This window comes from Mesorhizobium xinjiangense, from assembly GCF_009749525.1.
In the GTDB taxonomy this organism is placed as follows: domain Bacteria; phylum Pseudomonadota; class Alphaproteobacteria; order Rhizobiales; family Rhizobiaceae; genus Mangrovimarina; species Mangrovimarina xinjiangensis.
Genome location: NZ_WOAC01000004.1, coordinates 208,226 through 223,507 on the forward strand (window position 1 = coordinate 208,226; position 15,282 = coordinate 223,507).

General features: G+C 63.4%; 15 protein-coding genes and 1 tRNA gene. 6 read left to right on the forward strand and 10 right to left on the reverse strand.

The window, feature by feature from the left end; genetic code table 11:
• Nucleotides 1–8 precede the first annotated feature (8 nt).
• Nucleotides 9–722 carry a DNA-3-methyladenine glycosylase I gene (locus tag GM909_RS06790; protein WP_157015450.1) on the reverse strand — a complete coding sequence of 238 codons (714 nt, stop codon included), beginning with the start codon at nucleotides 720–722 and terminating at the stop codon, nucleotides 9–11.
• A gap of 184 nt (nucleotides 723–906) precedes the next feature.
• Here GM909_RS06790 and GM909_RS06795 point away from each other — a divergent pair, with 184 nt between their 5' ends.
• From GM909_RS06795 to GM909_RS06805, 3 genes are read left to right on the forward strand one after another with little or no spacing between them, the layout of a single operon-like run.
• Nucleotides 907–1,542, forward strand: a complete 636-nt coding sequence (locus GM909_RS06795; protein WP_157015451.1) for a lysophospholipid acyltransferase family protein — start codon at nucleotides 907–909, stop codon at nucleotides 1,540–1,542.
• A complete protein-coding gene (locus GM909_RS06800; RefSeq protein WP_157015452.1) occupies nucleotides 1,539–2,489 on the forward strand; it encodes a phosphatidate cytidylyltransferase in 951 nt (316 codons plus the stop codon). The genes GM909_RS06795 and GM909_RS06800 overlap by 4 nt, the downstream gene beginning before the upstream one ends.
• Nucleotides 2,486–3,130, forward strand: coding sequence for a CDP-alcohol phosphatidyltransferase family protein (locus tag GM909_RS06805; RefSeq protein WP_157015453.1), 645 nt, complete (start codon nucleotides 2,486–2,488; stop codon nucleotides 3,128–3,130). The genes GM909_RS06800 and GM909_RS06805 overlap by 4 nt, the downstream gene beginning before the upstream one ends.
• Nucleotides 3,131–3,142: 12 nt before the next feature.
• Here GM909_RS06805 and GM909_RS06810 read toward each other — a convergent pair whose 3' ends face one another.
• The 8 genes from GM909_RS06810 to rpiA form a co-directional block, all read right to left on the reverse strand.
• Nucleotides 3,143–3,502 carry a diacylglycerol kinase gene (locus GM909_RS06810; RefSeq protein WP_157015454.1) on the reverse strand — a complete coding sequence of 120 codons (360 nt, stop codon included), beginning with the start codon at nucleotides 3,500–3,502 and terminating at the stop codon, nucleotides 3,143–3,145.
• Nucleotides 3,503–3,572: 70 nt separating this feature from the next.
• The gene (locus GM909_RS06815; RefSeq protein ID WP_157015455.1) at nucleotides 3,573–4,382 is read right to left on the reverse strand and encodes a DODA-type extradiol aromatic ring-opening family dioxygenase; all 810 of its coding nucleotides are present in this window, start codon (nucleotides 4,380–4,382) and stop codon (nucleotides 3,573–3,575) included.
• Nucleotides 4,383–4,489: 107 nt separating this feature from the next.
• Nucleotides 4,490–4,909, reverse strand: a complete 420-nt coding sequence (locus GM909_RS06820; protein ID WP_157015456.1) for a GFA family protein — start codon at nucleotides 4,907–4,909, stop codon at nucleotides 4,490–4,492.
• 169 nt (nucleotides 4,910–5,078) lie between these two features.
• The gene (locus GM909_RS06825) at nucleotides 5,079–6,455 is read right to left on the reverse strand and encodes a class II 3-deoxy-7-phosphoheptulonate synthase (protein WP_157015457.1); all 1,377 of its coding nucleotides are present in this window, start codon (nucleotides 6,453–6,455) and stop codon (nucleotides 5,079–5,081) included.
• A 144-nt stretch (nucleotides 6,456–6,599) separates the two neighbouring features.
• On the reverse strand, nucleotides 6,600–7,241 hold the full coding sequence (locus GM909_RS06830; protein WP_157015458.1) for a gamma-glutamylcyclotransferase family protein: 642 nt from the start codon (nucleotides 7,239–7,241) through the stop codon (nucleotides 6,600–6,602).
• Nucleotides 7,242–7,285: 44 nt separating this feature from the next.
• Nucleotides 7,286–8,680 carry a glutathione-disulfide reductase gene (gene gor / locus GM909_RS06835; protein WP_157015459.1) on the reverse strand — a complete coding sequence of 465 codons (1,395 nt, stop codon included), beginning with the start codon at nucleotides 8,678–8,680 and terminating at the stop codon, nucleotides 7,286–7,288.
• Between the two features lie 241 nt (nucleotides 8,681–8,921).
• Nucleotides 8,922–9,479, reverse strand: a complete 558-nt coding sequence (locus tag GM909_RS06840; RefSeq protein ID WP_157015460.1) for a DUF2059 domain-containing protein — start codon at nucleotides 9,477–9,479, stop codon at nucleotides 8,922–8,924.
• Between the two features lie 18 nt (nucleotides 9,480–9,497).
• On the reverse strand, nucleotides 9,498–10,196 hold the full coding sequence (gene rpiA / locus GM909_RS06845) for a ribose-5-phosphate isomerase RpiA (RefSeq protein WP_157015461.1): 699 nt from the start codon (nucleotides 10,194–10,196) through the stop codon (nucleotides 9,498–9,500).
• Nucleotides 10,197–10,480: 284 nt separating this feature from the next.
• On the opposite strand from rpiA, the gene GM909_RS06850 reads away from it, so the two are divergent.
• Nucleotides 10,481–11,170 carry a phosphoglycolate phosphatase gene (locus GM909_RS06850; RefSeq protein ID WP_157015462.1) on the forward strand — a complete coding sequence of 230 codons (690 nt, stop codon included), beginning with the start codon at nucleotides 10,481–10,483 and terminating at the stop codon, nucleotides 11,168–11,170.
• Nucleotides 11,171–11,329: 159 nt separating this feature from the next.
• Nucleotides 11,330–11,404: transfer RNA gene (locus GM909_RS06855), tRNA-Val, on the forward strand.
• A gap of 31 nt (nucleotides 11,405–11,435) precedes the next feature.
• On the opposite strand, the gene GM909_RS06860 is transcribed toward GM909_RS06855, so the two are convergent.
• A complete protein-coding gene (locus GM909_RS06860; RefSeq protein ID WP_407941255.1) occupies nucleotides 11,436–13,331 on the reverse strand; it encodes a L,D-transpeptidase family protein in 1,896 nt (631 codons plus the stop codon).
• A gap of 275 nt (nucleotides 13,332–13,606) precedes the next feature.
• On the opposite strand from GM909_RS06860, the gene GM909_RS06865 reads away from it, so the two are divergent.
• A complete protein-coding gene (locus tag GM909_RS06865) occupies nucleotides 13,607–15,226 on the forward strand; it encodes a fumarate hydratase (protein ID WP_328600448.1) in 1,620 nt (539 codons plus the stop codon).
• Nucleotides 15,227–15,282: the final 56 nt, after the last annotated feature.

Sequence of the window (15,282 nt, forward strand, 5' to 3'; positions counted from 1 at the left end):
GGGCTTGGCTACTCGCCCATATATTCGCGCAGCTTCTCCGGGGAATGGTTCTCGCCGATCGACAGGGCAAGAATCCGCGAAATATGCGCCCTCGGCAAGCCGGATTCGGCCGCCCATGCATTCATCTGCGCCTGGATGGCGGCGAGATCCTTTTTCGAGCTCGGGCTTTCGCCGATCGCCACACCGGCATCGCGCAGGGCGGCCGCCATATCGCGCGAAACGACAAACGTGTCCCAGCCGATCCAGCGCAGGAAATACTGTCCCGTATTGCCGCCGAGCCGGCTGCCGCTTTTTGCCAGCCAGGCCATCAGTCCGACCTGGTCGTCGGCCGGCCATTCTGCGATAAATCTGCCGAACCCGCCATGCTCGCGCGACACACGATCGACAAAACCCGCATTCTCGCGCACCGCCTTGATCTTCTGAGGGTTGCGCACGATACGCTTGTCGGACGCCAGGCCGTACCAGAAATCGTCCGGCTGAAACAGCAACCGCTTGGGTTCGAACCCCAGAAAGGCCTCTTCGAAGCCGGGCCACTTCTGATCGATCACGCTCCACACGAAGCCCGCCGAAAAGATGCGCTCGGCCATGACCGAAAGGATACGGTCGTCGGTGAGACCGGCCACGGCGGCATTGTCCGGCGTTGCACCAAGCAGCGGCTTCAGTTCCTCCTCGCCGCCCTTGCGGGCCGCCGCGCGGGCACGGATCTTGGCGAATTCGAGCATGGCGACCTCCGGGATTCTGCCAAGGCGGCAGACTATCCGAGCCCTGTCGCCGCGCCAATTGCCCCCGACCAACCTCTTGTGAGGCTGCTGACATGCAGCCCGCATGTCCAGTGACTGTTGGCCTTTCCTGCGATGCGACTTATACAAGCGCCGGATTGAACGCTCGACACCTGGCGGGGGAAGAATGGGTTTAGCGGCGGAACTGGCGGCAACGGCAATCACGCTGTTTGCGCGTTTCATCACCGCCGTGCGCGGTATCTGGCAGGGTGTCGAGCCGGTCGAGCGTCAGCGAATCTATTTCGCCAACCATGTCAGCCATGGCGATTTCATCCTGCTCTGGGCCGTGCTGCCCGAGCGGCTGCAGCGGCGCACCCGGCCCGTGGCCGGCGCCGACTACTGGCTGAAATCACCCGTAAGGCGCTTCATCGGCCGCGACGTCTTCAACGCCGTCCTCATCGACCGCAACCGCGAGACACGCGCCGACGATCCGATCGCCCAGATGGCCGAGGCGCTCGATGGTGACGCCTCGCTGATCGTCTTCCCCGAGGGCACGCGCAATGAGACTGACACCCCTCTCCTGCCCTTCAGGAGCGGCCTTTATCATCTGGCCAGAGCGCGGCCCGCCGTCGATCTCGTGCCCGTCTGGATCGACAATCTCAACCGCGTCCTGCCCAAGGGTGAGTTCGTGCCAATCCCCTTCATCTGCACCGTCACCTTCGGCGAGGCGATGCATGTCAAACCGGACGAGGAGAAGGACGCCTTCATCGCGCGCGCCGAGGCCGCCCTTCTTTCCCTCAAAAGCGCGGAGAATGGCGCATGAACGCCCATCATGCCGATCTGATCGCGCTCCTGGCAGGCCTTGCGGCCGTGCTCGTCACCGCCTCGATCGCCGGCCATGTCCTCCAGCGCCGCCTGTCGCCGGATGGCACCAACAATGTGATCGAAAACCTGAACGACCGCGTGAAAGCGTGGTGGATCATGATCGTCCTGATGGGGCTCGCCCTGCTATTCGGTCGCTTCGGCACAACGCTGCTCTTCGCCTTCGCCTCCTTTGCGGCGCTGCGCGAATTCATCACCCTCACCGACACGCGCCGGGCCGATCACTGGGCGCTGGCCGCCGCCTTCTTCCTGGTCCTGCCGATCCAGTATTACCTGATCTATATCGACTGGTACGGGCTCTATTCGATCTTCATCCCGGTCTACGCCTTCCTGCTCATGCCGATCATCGCGGCGCTGCGCGGCGACACGAACCGCTTTTTCATCCGCATCGCCGAGGTGCAATGGGCGCTGATGATCTGCGTCTTCTGCGTCTCCCACGTGCCGGCCCTGCTCAGCCTGCAGATCCCCGGCTATGAAGGGCGCAACGTGCTGCTGATCGCCTTTCTGGTGATCGTCGTGCAGTCGAGCGACGTCCTGCAATATGTCTGGGGCAAGCTCCTGGGCCGCACGAAGATCGCGCCCCATCTTTCGCCTTCCAAGACGGTGGAAGGCTTTGCCGGCGGCGCTCTGAGCGCCACGGCCCTGGGTGCCGCCCTCTACTGGATCACGCCTTTTTCGCCGCTGCAGGCGGGGCTGCTCTCGTTCGCAATCGTGCTGATGGGCTTTTTCGGCGGTCTCGTCATGTCGGCCATCAAGCGCGATCGGGGCGTCAAGGACTGGGGCCATCTGATCGCCGGCCATGGCGGCTTCATCGACCGGCTGGATTCGGTCATCTTTTCCGCCCCCATCTTCTTCCATCTGGTGCGTTACTGGTGGTCACTGACATGAATGAGAACGAAAACCGCCGCCCGCTGGCCAGCCGCGACACGGGCTGGGCGAAGCTTCTCACGCGCCAGCTGGCCGCAACCGCGATCACGCCCAACCAGATTTCGGCGACAAGCATCGTCTTCGCCGCTGCCGCCGGCGCCAGCTTCTGGCTGGCGGGCGACGCAGAGGGGACATTGCGCCCGCTCCTGCTCATCCTGGCGGCGGCGTTCTGCCAGCTTCGTCTTCTGTGCAATCTGCTCGATGGCATGGTCGCCATCGAGGCCGGCAAAAACGCGCCCGACGGCGCCTTCTGGAACGAGTTTCCCGACCGCATCGCCGATATCGTCATTCTCGTCGGTCTCGGCTACGGCGTGGGCCTTCCGGCGCTCGGCTGGGCCGCAGCAGCACTTGCGGTGCTCACCGCCTATGTGCGCGAGCTCGGCCGCGCCAGCGGGCTGCCGGCCGATTTTTCCGGCCCCATGGCCAAGCCGCATCGCATGGCGCTGGTCTCCGCCGCCGCTCTTGTCTCGCTGCTGGAGCCCATCTGGAACGGCCGCAACGAACTTTTGGCTGTAGCACTATGGATCGTGGCCCTTGGTTCCGCGTTCACGGTGCTAAGGCGATCAGTGCGGCTGGTCGGGCGCTTGCGGACGGCCGGCTGAACTCGCCGCCGGTCAGACCGGGCTGCCGGTAAGGCGCTCGACGAGCGCCAGTAGCCAGACTCCGCCGGCAATCACGATGGCGATCGCGACGGCAAGCGAGCCGCAATCCTTGGCCAGTTGGATGTCGACATTGAATTCGCGCGAAAAGGCGTCGCAGGCCGCCTCGATGCCGGTGTTGAGCACTTCGACCAGGATAACCAGGAGGATCGCGGCAAGCAGCAGCGCATAGCCCCGCCACGTCGCCGCCAGGAGCCAGCCGAGCGGCAGCGCCAGGGTGAGGATCACCAGTTCCTGCCGGAATGCGGTCTCGTGTCGGACCAGATAGCGATAGGCCCGCCACGAATTGATTGCCGCATTGATGATCCTTTCCACGATCGCTTCCTCCGATTCGCCGGGCGGCCAAGATTTAGATCGCCCGGCGCAGGAAGGAAACCGTGGAGCGTCACTGGAACAGCCAGGAATCGTAGGCGAAGAACCCCTGCTCGACCGAATCATGCGTCCGCTCGGCATGCGCGCCCTCGCCCGCCGCGCCATAGGCGAAGAAGAGCGGCATCAGATGCTCGTCGGTCGGATGGTTGTCGGCCGGATAAGGCGCCTTCTCCTTCCAGTCGAGGATCGCCTGCCGGTCGCCGGCGGCAAAGCGCTGCGCAAACCAGTCCGTGAACGCCTTGACCTTTTGCGGCATCTCGGGATCGACCGAGCGCCCCAGGCGCGCGGCGCCGAAATAGGCCCGCAGATTGTGCGTGATGTGCCCGGAGCCGATCAGCAGCACGCCGTCGTCGCGCAACGGCGCCAGCGCGGCACCGGCCCGGTAGTGCCAGGCGGCGTCGCGATGCGGATCGATCGAAACCTGCACGACCGGAATATCGGCTTCGGGAAATGCGAGCTTGAGGGGCGTCCATACGCCGTGGTCATAGCCGCGCTTGCCGACGGTCGAGGGCTCCAGCCCGGCCTCCCCGAGCAGGCCGACCACCCGGCCCGCCAGATCAGGGTCGCCCGGCGCCGGATATTGCATCTCGTAAAGTTCCGGCGCGAACCCGCCGAAATCATAGATCATTTCCGGTTTCGGGTCGGACACGACGACAACCCCGTCGGCCTCGAAATGCGCCGACATGATAACGATCGCCTTCGGCCGCGGAAAAAGTCCGGACAGGCCTTCCAGATAGTGACGCGCGGCGATGTCGTCGATCACGATGTTCGGTCCGCCATGCGAGATGAACAGCGTCGGCATCTTTGTGGCTGATACGCTCATGGGACAAGCCTCCTTGCCCTCCTATCTAGCGCCACGTGACGCAACACGGGAGGGCATGGAAAGGCAACTGATTGTTCAACGAAGCCGAACGCGTGTTGCAATATCGTTCAACGTCCAGATGCTGCAGATGACGGCCCGGGGCCGGCATATTGGGCAAGCCCGTCGGAGATCTCGTAATAATCGCCCTTGTCGGCAACAAAGATGTGGCTCTCACTCTCGAGCCCGGACGGCGTGTCGAACGTCCCGGCCATGATCGAGATATGGCCTCCATCGTCGGGTTTCCAGAAGAGCGCCGAGCCGCAGATGCGGCAAAACCCCCGGTGCGCCAGGTTCGAAGCCGCGTACCAGGTCAGGTTGTCGGCGCCGTCGATCTCGATCCGGTCGTCGGCAACATTGGTTGCGGCGTAGATATGGCCCGTCTGACGGCGGCATTGTGTGCAGTGGCAATAGACGACACCGCGCAGCGGTCCTGAAACCGTGTAGAGTACCGCCCCGCACAGACAGCCGCCTGCATGAACATCACTCATCGAACTGTCCTCCTTGCTCACCGGCATCGCTTTTCTCGTCGGGCGACTCAAGCGCATATTTTTCAATGAACAGATCAGTCGTGTGAAATGCACGGCGCGCGGCGGAGCGTCCAGCACGAAAAAGGGCGCCGGCATAGCGGCGCCCTCCATGCAGCACATGCGGTTCGCTTCAGGCGCTGACCGCCTGGCGAACGGGCCTGTCGGCCTTGCTCTTTTTCAGAAGCTCGGAGACCAGGAAAGCCAGATCGATCGCCTGATCGGCATTCAGCCGCGGATCGCAATGGGTGTGGTAGCGATCCTGCAATTCCTCGTCGCGAATGGCGCGCGCGCCACCGGTGCACTCGGTGACGTTCTTGCCCGTCATCTCGACATGGATGCCGCCGGGATGCGTGCCCTCGGCGCGATGCACATCGAAGAAGCTCTGGACCTCGCCGAGAATGCGGTCGAACGGACGCGTCTTGTAGCCCGCCGCCGTGATCGTGTTGCCGTGCATCGGGTCGCACGACCACACCACCTTGCGGCCTTCGCGCTCGACCGCACGAACCAACTTGGGCAGATGCTCGCCGACCTTGTCGTGGCCATAGCGGGCGATCAGCGTCAGCCGTCCCGGCTCATTCTCCGGATTGAGGACGTCGATCAGTTCGATGAGACCGTCCGGCGTGAGCGAGGGGCCGCATTTCAGGCCGAGCGGGTTCTTGATGCCGCGGCAATATTCGATATGCGCATGATCGGGCTGGCGCGTGCGATCGCCGATCCAGATCATGTGGCCCGACGTCGCGTACCAGTCGCCGGAGGTCGAATCGACGCGCGTCAGCGCCTCCTCATAGCCCAGCAGCAATGCTTCGTGGCTGGTGTAGAAATCGGTCTCGCGCAGCGCGAAATTGGTATCCGAGGTGATACCGACCGCCCGCATGAAGTCGATCGTCTCGGTGATGCGGTTGGCGAGCGCCTCGTAGCGCTCCGACTGGGGGCTGTCGGAGACGAAGCCGAGCATCCATTTGTGGACGTTCTCCAGGTTCGCGAAACCGCCCTGGGCGAAGGCACGCAACAGGTTGAGCGTGGCCGCCGACTGCCGATAAGCCATCTCCTGGCGTGCCGGATCGGGAATGCGCGACTTGGCGTCGAACTCGATGCCGTTGATGATGTCGCCGCGATAGCTGGGCAGCGTGACGCCGTCCTTGGTCTCGTTGTCGGACGAGCGCGGCTTGGCGAACTGGCCGGCAATGCGGCCGACCTTGACCACCGGCTGCGCGCCGGCATAGGTCAGCACCACCGACATCTGCAGGAAGACGCGAAAGAAGTCGCGGATGTTGTCGGCCCCGTGCTCGGCAAAGCTTTCGGCGCAGTCGCCGCCCTGCAGCAAAAACGCCTCGCCATTGGCGACGGCGGCGAGCTGCTTCTTCAGCTTGCGCGCTTCCCCTGCAAAAACCAGCGGCGGATAGGTCGCCAATTGCTTTTCGGTCTCGGCCAGAGCGGCCTGATCCGGATAGGCGGGAACCTGCAGGATCGGTTTCGTGCGCCAGGAATTCGGAGACCATTTCGTCATAACAACACCCAATTGACACATGGGGAGCGCGCGGATCGGCACGCCCGGCTCCTGCACGATTGCAGGATGCGGCTCTATACAGGATGCAGCACTGCGACACCACCCCGCAATCCCGCTGTCGTGGGCTTGCCGGGCCTATCGGCATCAGTTTCCCGGACGGGGCCAGGTCTCGTTCAACAACCGGTCGAACAATTCCCGCTCCGCTTGCGACAGACGAACCGAGCGCGGGTAGAGCGGGGCTTCCCGGTCCTCATGGATCGGTGTGTCGAAGCCGTCGGTCTCGGCGAGAAAGCGACGCAGACCGTCATCTCCGTGCTCGACCAAGAAGCCTTGCATCACCGCGTCGAGATAGGAGCGCAGTATCTGCGGCGCCTCGCGGTGCGGCGGAAGCTTTTCGTCGGCCTCGTAGACATAGAGGGGACAGTCGACCGCAGGCACCTGCCCTTCGATCTGGTCCGCGGCCAGTTCGACGCGCCGGTATCGCGCTTCGCGGGAATCGACGGCGGCCAGGTTGTCAGCGTGATCGAAGACCAGTAGCCCATCCACCGCCTCACCCGGCTCCTGCCGGACGGTCAGCAGCGCCGCCGGAAAACCGGGCATGTCGGGTCGCGGCCTCCAGATGCGGCGCCAGCCGTGCAATCGGGCCGGCACGGCGGCAACGATGGCGGTGCGGTGGGTGACGCGATTGACCAGCGAGCCGTAACCGAAATAGGCGATCAAACCGCCATCTTCGGCCAGACGCTGCAACGCCTCGACATCGCCGGTCTTACCTGCAGCAAACGTCATGCCGCTCCTGGCACCTTGATGCGTCCTTCCGACCGCAGCGATCATCAGGCCGCGGCGCGCTCGCCGTACTTCACCCGGTAGCTCGGCTGATACATCGTCACGAGTTCTTCCGCCGCGCTCGGATGCAGCGCCATGGTGCGGTCGAAGTCCTCCTTGGTCAGCCGTGCCTTCACGGCGATGCCGAGGATCTGCGCCATTTCGCCGGCGTCGGGACCCAGCACATGCACGCCGACCACCCGGCGGCTGGCGGCGTCGACGACGAGCTTCATCAGCATCTTTTCGTCGCGCCCGGCGAGCGTGTGGCGCATCGGCCGGAACACGGCCCTGTAAACCTCGATTTCCTCAAAGCGCTTGGCGGCGACATCCTCGGCCAGCCCGACCGTGCCGATCTCCGGCTGCGAAAAGACAGCCGTGGGCACGTTGTCATGGTCGGGCCTGGTCGGCTTGTCGCGAAATGCCGTATCAACGAAGCACATCGCCTCGTGGATGGCGACCGGAGTGAGTTGCACCCGGTCGGTCACGTCGCCGATGGCCCAAATATTGTCGATATTGGTCCGGGAATAGTCGTCGACCATGATCTGCCCGGCAGGCCCGGTTGCGACACCCGCCGCCTCCAGGCCCAGCCCCTGCGTATTCGGTATCCGGCCGAGCGCCAGCATCACCTGGTCCGCGGCAATCGTCTCGCCGTTCGACAGATGTGCCGACAGGCGCCCGTCTCCGTTGCGCTCCACCTTTTCGAAGATAGTGTGGCAAAGGATCCGGATGCCCTTCTTTTCCATGGTCTCGTGCAGCATGCCGCGCAGATCCGCGTCGAAACGGTTCAAGATCTCCTTGCCGCGATAGACGAGCGTGGTGTCGACCCCGAGACCGTGAAAGATATTGGCGAACTCGACCGCGATGTAGCCGCCGCCGGCGATGACAATGGCCCGCGGCAACTCTTCCAGGTGGAACGCCTCGTTCGAGGAAATGCACAGATCGTGGCCCGGCAATGCGGCATGCGGATTGGGTCGACCGCCCGTCGCGATCAGGATCTGGTCCGCCGTCGCCGTCCTGTTCTCACCAACAAGGCGGATCGTATGGGCGTCGACAAGCTCGGCCCGGCAATCGAGGATATCGGCTCCGGCGCCGTCCAGACCCTTGCGGTACAGCCCTTCCAGTCGGGCGATTTCGCGATCCTTGTTGGCGATCAGGGTTGGCCAGTCGAAGCTTGCCGGCGGCACCGTCCAGCCATAGCCGGCCGCATCCTCGAAATGTTCAGGGAACTGCGAGGCGTAGACGAACAGCTTCTTCGGCACGCAGCCGCGAATGACGCATGTGCCGCCATAGCGGTATTCTTCCGCGATGCCGACCTTCTTGCCCAGACCGGCAGCGACGCGTCCCGCGCGCACGCCGCCCGAGCCGCCGCCGATGACGAAGAGATCATAATCGAATTTGGCCACGCCGATTCATTCCTTCAATACAGTGCCGCCAACTCATATAGGACCGCGCCAACGAAACTAGAACATGTCCCGCTCAAACGGAATCGTTTGAGCGAAAGGTACATGCTCCAACATATTGATCTGGCACGCATATCTTTGCTCCAAACGGTTCCGTTTGAAGCGAACGCGCGCTAGGCCCACGCAACGCCCGAAATGAAGAAAGCCCGGCTCGAACCGGGCTTTCAGGCAAAGATTGTCGCGATTATTGGGCGGGTGCCGCTTCTTCCGCGCCGCCGCCGGCTCCGTCGCCCTGTTCGATCGGCGCCTCGTCCTCGAGCACGGCCGCAACCTCCTGGGCCAGGTCGCGGGCAAGGCCGCGCTGCCAGATTTCAGCCGCCTGATAGACACTGCGCATGACGATCGGCCCTTGTGCGATGAGCTTCTTGCCGGCTTCGGTCTGGTAGAACGCGGAAATTTCGTTCAATTCCTGTTCGGTGAAGACACGTGCATAGGCGAGTGCGGCCTCACGCTCCAGATCCGCCCGGCGGCTGGCAAGCTCGATCGCCTTGGTGTCGACCGTCTGATTGATCAAGTCCTCCAGGTTCGGGTCCTTGTTGATCAGCTCGATCTTCAGGGCCTGCGCCGCCTGCGGCAGAATATTGTCGAACTCGTCGGTTGCGTTGATCGTCGCCACTGCCGTGCGTGCCGCCTTGAGATGGCTTTCCGAAATGTCCTGCGCGGCGGCAGGAATGGACCAGGCCACGAGCACGGCCGCGACAATCGCCGTGGAATGGCGCCTGACAGTCCTGAACAAGGTCATGAAGTGTGAACTCCCTTCTTATCGGGTCGATTCGAGTGTCTTGATTCCATCGTCAGCCGCGATGATAGCGAGGCTGGCCAGATCGATAAACAGGCCATGTTCCACGACACCGGGAATGGTGTGCATGGCATCCGACAGGGCTCTTGGATCGGGAATACGGCCAAATGATGCATCGAGGATGAGATGTCCGCCATCCGTGACGAAAGGCTCGCCGGCGGTCATCCGCAAGGCGACCGGGCCGGTCAGGCCCAGCCGGTTGGCCGCTTCATCGATGGCGCGTCGCGTCGCGCCGAGGCCGAAGCGGTTGACCTCGACGGGAAGCGGAAAACGGCCAAGGACGTCGACGAGCTTGGAACCATCGGCAATCACGATCATGCGGTCGGATGCGGCAGCGACGATCTTTTCGCGCAGCAGGGCACCGCCGCCGCCCTTGATCAGCGCAAGATCGGGGGCGACTTCGTCGGCTCCATCCACTGTCAACGCAAGATGCGGCGTCTCGTCCAGCGTCGTCAGTGCGATCCCGAGTTCCCGGCAGAGCGCAGCCGTGCGCTCCGACGTCGCCACGCCCTTGACCACGAACCCATCGGCGACGCGGGCCGACAAAAGGCGCACGAATTCCTCGGCCGTCGAGCCGGTTCCAATGCCGATCGTCGTGCCATCCTCGACATGGGCGAGTGCTGCGCGCGCAGCCTCGATCTTCAATTGTCGTGCATCCATGGGAGTCCGTTCCGGCACGAAGGAGAAAGAAGTCGCTCCTAGCGCGCATTCGTTTCAAACGGAAACGTTTGAAGCAAGGATATGCGCGCCAGATCAATATACTGGAGCATGTACCTTTCGCTCAAACGATTCCGTTTGAGCGGGACATGCTCTAGCATTTCTGGTTGTCGGGGCAAAGGCTTTCCGACACGCCTTGGGCGAGCGCGACTTGAAGTCGAGTCCGCGCCCGGATAGGCAACAACCTGCCCCACCTACGAGCACCCGGACACAGAGGGAAACTGTTCATGAGCGCATCGACGCCGACCATCGTCTTCGACCTCGACGGCACACTCGTCGACACCGCCGCCGACCTGGTTGCCAGCCTCAATCACGCCCTGACGACGGCGGGCTACGAGCCCGAGCCATATGCGGCGATGCGTCCATATGTCGGCCATGGTGCCCGCGCAATGATCGAACGCGTTCACGCTGCCCGGCGCATCGCGCTGCCGCAGTCTGACCTCGATGCCCTGCTGGCGGCCTTTCTCGATCACTATGCCAAGAACATTCCGAGCCGTTCGGCGCCCTATCCCGGCGCACTCGCCATGCTCGACCGTTTTGCCGAGCGCGGCTACCGCCTGGCAGTGTGCACCAACAAGCGCGAAGCGCTTGCCGATGAGCTTCTCGGGGCGCTGGACATGGCGCCACGCTTCGCCGCCATATGCGGCGCCGACACGTTTCCATTCCGCAAGCCCGATCCCCGCCATCTCACGCAGACGGTCCTGCGCGCCGGCGGTGCGGTCGAATGCGCCGTCATGGTGGGCGATTCGAGGACCGACATCGACACCGCAAAGGCCGCCGGCGTTCCGGTGATCGCCGTCGATCACGGTTACAGCGACCGCCATGTCGGCGATTTCGAGCCGAGCGCTGTTATTTCGCATTTCGACGAGCTCACACCCGATTTCGCCGATCGAATGATACGCGCCGTCGCCAACTGACGATTTGGGGCGCCAGATCAATATTCTGGAACATGTGCCTTTCGCTCAAACGGTAACGTTTGAGCGGGACATGTTCTAAGCGTCCTTGACTTTATCCCGCGCCCGCCACTATATCGCCGCCAGCTTTCGGGCGACGGCGTTTGGGCCGGGATCCGAAGCGGGCGCGTAGCTCAGCGGGAGAGCATTCGCTTCACACGCGAAGGGTCACAGGTTCAATCCCTGTCGCGCCCACCATGTCTTCTCAAATTGGTGAACCGAACGGACTTCAGCTTGCCGCACCGCGTGTGGCGGCCGTCACCTTCATGGCCTTCATCACGCGATCGTCGCGCCCGTAGACGTCGGTATAGTAATGCACGCTCCCGGCATCGTCCGGCCAGGCGGTGAAATAGGCGACGTAAACGGGAATCTTGCGCGTCACCTTCTCGGAGGAGTGTCCCTTGCCGATCTTGGCCGCGACATAATCGCGGGACCGGTCGAGGACGGCGGCCGCCATTCCGCGCGGGTCCTGCAGGCGAACGCAGCCATGGCTGAAGGCCCGCCTTTCGCGGCTGAACAGGCTCTTCGACGGCGTGTCGTGCATGTAGATGGCGTGCTTGTTGGGAAACAGGATCTTCAACTCGCCCAGTGCATTGGCTTCGCTCGGCGTCTGACGGACGTTGAAGGGAACCTTGCCGCCATATCGCGCCCAGTTAACGGACGCCGATGAAATGCGGCGCCCCTGCCTGTCGAAGACCTCGTAGCCAGCACGGTCGAGGTAACCCGGATCGCGGCGCAGCCTGGGCAGCATTTCGTTGACGATGATGGATTGCGGCACGCCCCAATACGGGTTGTAGTCGATCCGCTCGATCTCGTCGTGGAAGAAGCTGGTCTGGTTGGTGGTCTTGCCGACCACGACCCGCATCGCGATCTTCGTCTTGCCATCCTCGACGAATGAAGCGGTGTAGGCGGGCTGATTGATGAAGACGTAGGGGTTGCCGAGTTCGGAAGGATGCCAGCGCAACTGCTCCAGCGCGATCTCCACCTTGTGGATGCGATCGGCGCGCGAGCGACCGGCAAGCGCGGCCACCGTACGCGGCCCGATGATGCCGTCCGGATTGAGGCCGTGCGCCTTTTGCGCCGCCTTGATGACCGGCACCAGATCGTCCGAGTAGGTTTCGGTGTCTGCCTTGAGGGCGATCGTCGGCCCATGCTCGGCGCGAAAGGCCTCGTCGGACTTGGCGACGATCAGTTTGAGCATGTTGGGGAAATCGGCATCGCTGCTGCCCGGCCGCATGAGCAGCTTCGGATCGACGACGATCTCGTTCTCCTCGCTGGCGCGCAGCGTCTCCAGTTCGACGCGCAAGGCCTGGTATTGCGCGTTCTGCGGATGGCGCCCTTCGAGATATGCACGCACGTCCTGTGTCCTTGCGAGCGACGCGAGGGCCCTCGTCAGGTCGAGCTTCTTCTTCGGGAAATCGTGATAGCCCGACAGCCGGTTGGGATCGATGCGCCCTGCCCTGGCGTCGCGCGCATAGCGCAGCACCCGCGCCGACAGCGTCATCTCGAAGCGGATCAGCGCCCGGTAGCGGCCGCGCATGTCATCCATGGAAAAGCCCGGTGGCGGCGCCGTCACGGCATATTCGGCCGGGTCGAGAGCGTAGCTGGCGGCCTCGGACAATACACGCATGGCCTTGGTTGCGCGGCTGTTGGCGCTGGTGCCGGTCACCCAGATGAATTGCGGGTTATGCGCATAATGATCGCGCAGCGCCGCGGCGATCTCCTTTTCGGCCGCCAGCTCGAAGCCGGCGAGTTCGCCCACGGCCTCGCCGAAGCCGTCATGTGCAAGGGTCGGCTCCAAACCCGCCGGCTTGGGCGCATCGATCACGGAAGCGAAATCGACATCGACAAGCGGATCGGCCCGGTAGGTGTAGTATGACGGCGCCGAGATCTTCTTGATCGGCCTTCGCGGCTTGGGTGCGGCTGTCGCCTGCGGCTGGGCGCGCCGCTGCTGACCGAAGCGGTTTCGTTCAGAAGGATTGGCGCCATGGTGCTGCTGCCTGGCCCCGCCGCCAAACAGCATCTCGAACAGGTTCTGTGCCTTGGCCGGTGCCGCGCCGGCGGCGAGCGCCGCGGCCAGGACGCTGACGGAAATAAAACATTGCTTCATGCTCACGCGCATCATCATCGACCCTGGCCCAATTCGTTGAGGTGCGAACGGATGGCATATCTCAACGCGCTAGACACCAAATAAGATGCATACGACCCGATCCGAGGCACCCGCTCATGATAGTGATTGGAGTGCACACCGTTAAGCATTTATGAAAAAGCACACAAAATTGAACGCTTCGTCTGTGGGCAATGTCTCTTGGCGCCACGGCCGAGCGATGGACATTTCGCCCTCTGGCGCTAAAAGACCGCAAATTCCACGATGCCCGGCTAGCCAAAGGAGCCATGCCCGTGTCCGACGCCGTACTCGCAGACCTCTTCCCCCTCGCCGAAGACACGACGCCCTATCGCAAGCTGACCTCCGACCATGTCGATGTGGAGCGTTTTCGCGGGCAGGACGTTCTGATCGTCGAAGCGGAAGGTCTGCGGCTGCTGTCGGAAGCGGCCTTTGGCGACATCAACCATCTGCTGCGGCCCGGCCATCTCAAGCAGCTCGCATCGATCCTCGAAGACACGGAAGCAACCGACAACGACCGTTTCGTCGCCTACGACCTGTTGAAGAACGCCAATATCGCGGCCGGCGGCGTGCTGCCCATGTGCCAGGATACCGGCACGGCGATCATCATGGGCAAGAAGGGCCGACGCGTATGGACCGAGGGCGGCGACGGCGAAGCGCTCGGCCGCGGCGTTCTCGACGCCTATGAGAGGAAGAACCTGCGCTATTCGCAGCTCGCCCCGCTGTCGATGTTTCAGGAAAAGAACACGCGCAACAACCTGCCCGCCCAGATCGATATCTACGAAGAGGGCGAAGACGCCTACAAATTCCTCTTCGTCGCCAAGGGCGGCGGCTCGGCCAACAAGACGTTTCTCTACCAGGGCACGCCGTCGCTGATGACGCATGAGCGCATGATCGACTTCCTCAAGGAGAAGATCCTGACGCTCGGCACCGCCGCCTGCCCGCCCTATCACCTGGCCATCGTCATCGGCGGCACGTCGGCGGAGATGAACCTGAAGACGGTGAAGCTCGCTTCCACGCGCTATCTCGACGGGCTGCCGACGGCCGGCAGCGAAGACGGCCACGCCTTCCGCGACCTCGAAATGGAGGCCGAGGTGCACAGGCTGACACAGCAGATGGGCGTCGGGGCGCAGTTCGGCGGCAAGTATTTCTGTCACGACGTGCGCGTCATCCGCTTGCCGCGCCACGGCGCTTCGCTGCCGATCGGCCTCGGCGTATCCTGCTCGGCCGACCGCCAGGCGCTCGGCAAGATCACCAGGGACGGCATCTTTCTCGAGAAATTGGAGGCTAACCCGGCGAAATACATGCCGGAGATCGACGAGCAGTCACTGACCTCGCACGTGGTCAAGGTCGACCTCAACAGGCCGATGGCGGACATTCTCAGGGAGCTTTCCAGCCATCCGGTCAAGACACGCCTGTCGCTGACCGGAACCATCATCGTCGCGCGCGACCAGGCGCACGCCAAGATCCGCGAGCGCCTCGAGCGCGGCGAGGCGATGCCCGACTATTTCAAGAACCACCCGGTCTATTATGCCGGCCCGGCCAAGACGCCCGCCGGCTATGCCTCGGGTTCGTTCGGACCGACCACGGCCGGGCGCATGGATTCCTATGTCGACCAGTTCCAGTCCTTCGGCGGGTCGATGGTCATGCTGGCCAAGGGCAACCGCTCGCGGCAGGTGCGCGAGGCCTGCGCGCGGCACGGCGGTTTTTATCTCGGCTCGATCGGCGGCCCCGCCGCCCGCCTGGCACAGGACTGCATCAGACATGTCGAGGTCGTCGAATATCCGGAACTCGGCATGGAAGCCGTCTGGCGCATCGAGGTCGAGGATTTCCCCGCCTTCATCGTCATCGACGACAAGGGCAACGACTTCTTCAAGGAGCTCAACCTGGGCTGACACCGGCATCGGCCATGCCTGCGGACAACGTTGACGGCACGCCATGGTTGACGCGA